This is a genomic window from Crocosphaera sp. Alani8 (assembly GCF_038442745.1).
In the GTDB taxonomy this organism is placed as follows: Bacteria; Cyanobacteriota; Cyanobacteriia; order Cyanobacteriales; family Microcystaceae; genus Crocosphaera.
On sequence record NZ_JARVCN010000255.1, the window covers coordinates 1 to 4,590 of the forward strand.

Here is a 4,590-nt window from a genome sequence, read left to right on the forward strand (position 1 = left end):
CAAAACCCACAAGAGTTATTTTCTCCCCATTAGCAACGTTTTCAACGATAGTTTCCGTGGTGGCATCAAGGATCTTGGTTACTATTGACTGAGGTTGACCAGTTTCAGCAGCAATGGCTTTAATAAGTTGTGCTTTGTTCATTTCTGAATAATAATTAACAGAACAGAAATTATAACGAGCCTAACCCCCATATTGTCAAACGAAGGCAGAAACCTTGGTCAAGATATTACGGATATTTTTTACCAGCATCTATTTTTTGTTAAACTATTTAAAATTTGATTTTATTGAAATAATTAACTTATGATTAATACTTCTTTTAATTCAAGAGATTCATTAACAAATATCACAGGTTTTCATGCCCATGTTTATTACAATCAAGAAAGTAAATCGCAAGCTGATTTATTACGAGAAAGTCTGAATAATACATTTGAAGAAAGAATTCGATTGGGACGTTGGCATGATAATCCCATTGGACCACACCCAATAGGTAGCTATCAACTTGCTTTTTCTCCAGAACAGTTTGGTTTAGTTGTACCTTGGTTAATGGTTCATCATGGACAATTAAGTATTCTAGTCCATCCAGAAACGGGTAATGATTTAATTGATCACCGCAATTATTCACTTTGGATAGGAGAACAACTCGAACTAAATTTAAAGGTTTTTCAAAAGTAGTATTTTTTTACTTTGTTCATCTCAAACTGATTGCTTATAAGTAAATTTAACAAAAAAATTCAAAATAATCCCACCTATAAATTATCCGTTCCTGGACTTAGAGCTTATGTACCAACAAGGAGAGATCTCCCCTTGTTATGGAATTCCGTAAAAATGAAATTGAGCATCATCATCAAACTCACCAATTAGGTAGGACAATATCATAATTCTAAAGATAAATCGGCTCCTAAAATTTCTGATGTCCTCACCTTAATTTGAACAGCTAAATTAGACCTTGGCTTGCTTTGTTGAAGGTAATCAAGTTAAATAGATATCAATAAAATCATCTGACTTTTTCTTCTAGCTGATAAAATTATGACTCATAACTCTAATCCGATTGAGGAGTTTTTCAAAAGCTCTAATATTCCCTTTGAATCGAGAGGGTTATTTTATCTTTGTCAGATAGATGAACGTTATTTTTATTATTCTCATCAAACAGGAAAATGGAGACTTAAAGGTGAACGAGTCTGGTCAAAGAGCGAAAATTTGACAGGTTTTCTTCAACAAGCCCGTCATTATTCTCAGACACAAACACCATCATTATCGACTTCTAATCACCAACAATTAAAAAAACAAGTACCGGATGTTACTACCATATCTAATCCCAATTCTCATCCTTATCCCCTCAGAGATTATCAAGTTCAGTTAATTCAAGAGATTTATCAACATTGGAAAAATGGTCAAACTAAAGTTTTAGCTCAACTTCCCACTGGTGCTGGTAAAACTATCTGCTTTGCTGCTATTGCTTCTGAGTTTGCTTGTCGTGGGGAGAAGGTGATTATCTTAGCCCACCGTGAAGAGTTAGTTTTACAAGCTGCTGATAAATTACGAACTGTTACCGGTCAACAAGTTGGTATTATCAAAGCTAAATATAAACCGAATTATTCTCTTATTGTTCAGGTGGCCAGCGTTCTCAGTTTAGTCCGAAGACAATCGGTTATTGACAAGGTGGGGTTAATTATTATTGATGAAGCTCATCATTCTACGGCTAAAACTTACCGTCAAATTATTGAGAGATACCCCGATGCTTATCAGTTAGGAGTTACAGCTACTCCTATCCGCTTAGATGGTGTTGGTTTCCGTGATTTATTTGATGAGTTAGTCTGTGGTTTAACTATTAAAGAGTTAATTCAACAGAAATATTTAAGTCGTTTTCGTCTTTATGCAGATCCTAACCCCATGTCCACGAAAGGAGTCCGAATGGCCCAAGGGGATTTTTCAGTCAAAGGTTTAGAAAAAGCTAATAATTTGATTCAGTTATCGGGTCAATTAATCGAGTCCTATCGAAAACAGGCTCCAGGGTTACGTTGTCTCGTTTTCGCTATCAACGTCAACCATTCTCAATTGATTGCTGAGCGTTATAACCAAGCTGGTATTCCGGCACGTCATCTTGATGGCACTACCCCCACTCCACTTCGTCAAGATATCCTTGAACAATTCCGACGGGGAGATATTTTAGTTCTGACTAATTGCCAGTTATTTGATGAGGGTTTAGATATTCCTGCTCTCGAAGCAGTTCAAGTGGCTAAACCGACTAAATCTTTGACCAAATGGTTACAAATGGTTGGCAGGGTTTTAAGACCACAGGAAAATAAAGATTACGCTCTTATTTTAGACCATACTAAAAATTGGGCTATCCATGGCCTCCCCACTCGTGAACGGATTTGGACTCTTGATGGAGTTGAAGATACCAAAAAGTCTCAAACCAAGCGTGATTCTCATGGAGTTGTCACGGAAGAAGAAATTACCGTCACTGAAACCGATACTCCCCTGACTCACATTGATGAAACCCTTGAACCGCAGACTACTTCTACTCCCATTGCCCCATCACCATCTCAAAAGATGATCAATCTTTTCGAGAAAATGGCAGAATCTAATCCCCCCACTTCGACTCCCTCTCCTGAACTTTCTCAGTGGGAGAAAAATTATTATTATTTGTTGAGTGAACAACGTCAGAATGACTACTCTGTTGGTTGGATTTACTATCGACTCAAAGAGGTTAATCCACCTTTATCTATCTGGCAAAAATATGCACAATTGCGTGGTTATCATCCTAAATGGGCTAACCATCAATTTGAATCTCTTAACCCTCCCTCTCCTCTTTCTCCTGAGATCCTTCAACAAATCTGGCAACTTGCTCTTCAAGAATTACCTCTATTGAGTCAAAGTTTATTCAATATTCATAGTCAACTGAGCGCACTTCACACTCCCTGGGCTACTGTGAGCATTTCCTCTAAGAATTTATTGAAAGTTTTTCACAGTCGAGAATATGAGATTGTCTCTGCTTTAACTCGTGTTTTTCAGCATCCCATTCGAGTTCAATTTTTCGTTGATCCTTCTGTTCGCACCCCTCGAAGAATCCTTAACCTTCCTCCTGTTGATAACCAGAAGGAATTTGATTTTTAGACCCATTGGCAAGGGGATCTTCTAATCAGCACACATTGTACTTAGACCTACTTTATTTTAGATTATTAGAAGAGGTCATTTGGTAACTCGTTCAAGTAAGCTATAAAAGCTTTATTTCGCCAATGAGTTACTGACACTTTATCTAAATATTTTTTAAGTTGTTGAGCTTGAACTCCCTTAATAGGATTACCGGAAGGATCTTCGGTAATAGAATTGTAGCCATCTTCTGCCAAATAACAATCAATTTCTTTGATGGGTCTTCCAATTGCATCAACTAAAGATTTAATTATCTCAAAAAGTTCACTTTCAAAAGATAATAAAATTACATCGTTAGAAAAGTTACTGCCTTGTAAATATTGGGGGAGTATTGCTAAATTTAATGACATTTAAAAAAAATAGTTGTTAGTATTAGTGGCTTCTAATTATACAATTAATGATAGACGAAAAGAGAGTTTGCTTGTCCGACCTTCTCTTAATTTATTCGTCTAACAAAGATTCTATTTCTGAAGTTTTACGAGCGAAAGGGAAATCAAAAGGGAACCGTTCATTAGGCGGAGTATTCTGATAAATCTCAACTAAACTAATAGCATCACCGCCCTTGTCTCGAAACGTTGGAATGCCATCTTCTTTGGTTAACCAAATGACACGACCTTGTTGATCAGCTAGGTGAATTAGCTCGAAAAACTCAACGCATTTTTTAGCGGCTTCTGGGGATAAATCAGACAAAGAAATTCTATCAGGATTGTAAGCTGTTTCAGGGGTCGGATTCTCAAAAAATCGACTATAACCAGGGTATTTGCTATCATTATTGAATACTCTGCTTCTCCTACAACTAAATATGAATGTATCAGAAGGATTAGATTCTATTAGCCCCTTTTTATAAGCTAAAATCGTTATTTTTAGAGAAAAGTATTTCATCATAAATCCTCAATATTTTGTATAACCCAAGAAGGAGTTACATCAAGTTGTAAACTGTTATCTCGTTGCCATTGAAGCTAGTTTTTACTCCAATATTCAACAATCTTAACAGGAATAGAGTTCATAGTCGGCCCCGAAGGACAACAACCAATATTAGGAGGATCTCCATAGTAAATTTCTTTTCGTTGAATTAAATCCTTTAAACTTGAGTTACCATAAAATTTATAGACATTTAAGATTAATCTAAAGATCATCATCGAAAATTTTGGTGCGTCTGCTGACTAAATTTTTCAAGGATTTTGTCAGGGACAAATAGTGACCAATCAATGTTTTTTATCATCGTGTGTGCTGTGGGTTAATATTGAAAGGAAAAGTTAATAACTAAAATTTCATATTCACTGATTTCTTCACCCATTTTAAAGTCAAGAAAATCTGAGTATTTTTCGAGAAAAAGAATTAAATAATCCCAAATGCTAAACCTCACTAAATTAGTATCATCAGCAGCAATTCTCATTTTGAAAGAGAGACCGAGTTAGTTCTCTTCTTCAGCTAGA

The 4,590-nt window shown here is 35.9% G+C and carries 5 protein-coding genes; 2 read left to right on the forward strand and 3 right to left on the reverse strand.

Going from position 1 to position 4,590, the window contains the following annotated elements:
* A partial coding sequence (locus tag P9B04_RS14750) for an HU family DNA-binding protein (RefSeq protein WP_342055751.1) occupies positions 1-142 on the reverse strand: 142 nt, incomplete at its 3' end.
* A 159-nt stretch (positions 143-301) separates the two neighbouring features.
* Here P9B04_RS14750 and P9B04_RS14755 point away from each other — a divergent pair.
* Complete coding sequence (locus P9B04_RS14755) at positions 302-673, forward strand: DOPA 4,5-dioxygenase family protein (RefSeq protein WP_342055747.1); 372 nt, start codon at positions 302-304, stop codon at positions 671-673.
* A gap of 354 nt (positions 674-1,027) precedes the next feature.
* Positions 1,028-3,118, forward strand: a complete 2,091-nt coding sequence (locus P9B04_RS14760; protein WP_342055748.1) for a DEAD/DEAH box helicase — start codon at positions 1,028-1,030, stop codon at positions 3,116-3,118.
* Between the two features lie 65 nt (positions 3,119-3,183).
* On the opposite strand, the gene P9B04_RS14765 is transcribed toward P9B04_RS14760, so the two are convergent.
* Positions 3,184-3,504: a hypothetical protein gene (locus P9B04_RS14765; protein WP_342055749.1), complete on the reverse strand. Its 321-nt coding sequence runs from the start codon at positions 3,502-3,504 to the stop codon at positions 3,184-3,186.
* Positions 3,505-3,595: 91 nt separating this feature from the next.
* Complete coding sequence (locus P9B04_RS14770; RefSeq protein ID WP_342055750.1) at positions 3,596-4,039, reverse strand: hypothetical protein; 444 nt, start codon at positions 4,037-4,039, stop codon at positions 3,596-3,598.
* Positions 4,040-4,590: the final 551 nt, after the last annotated feature.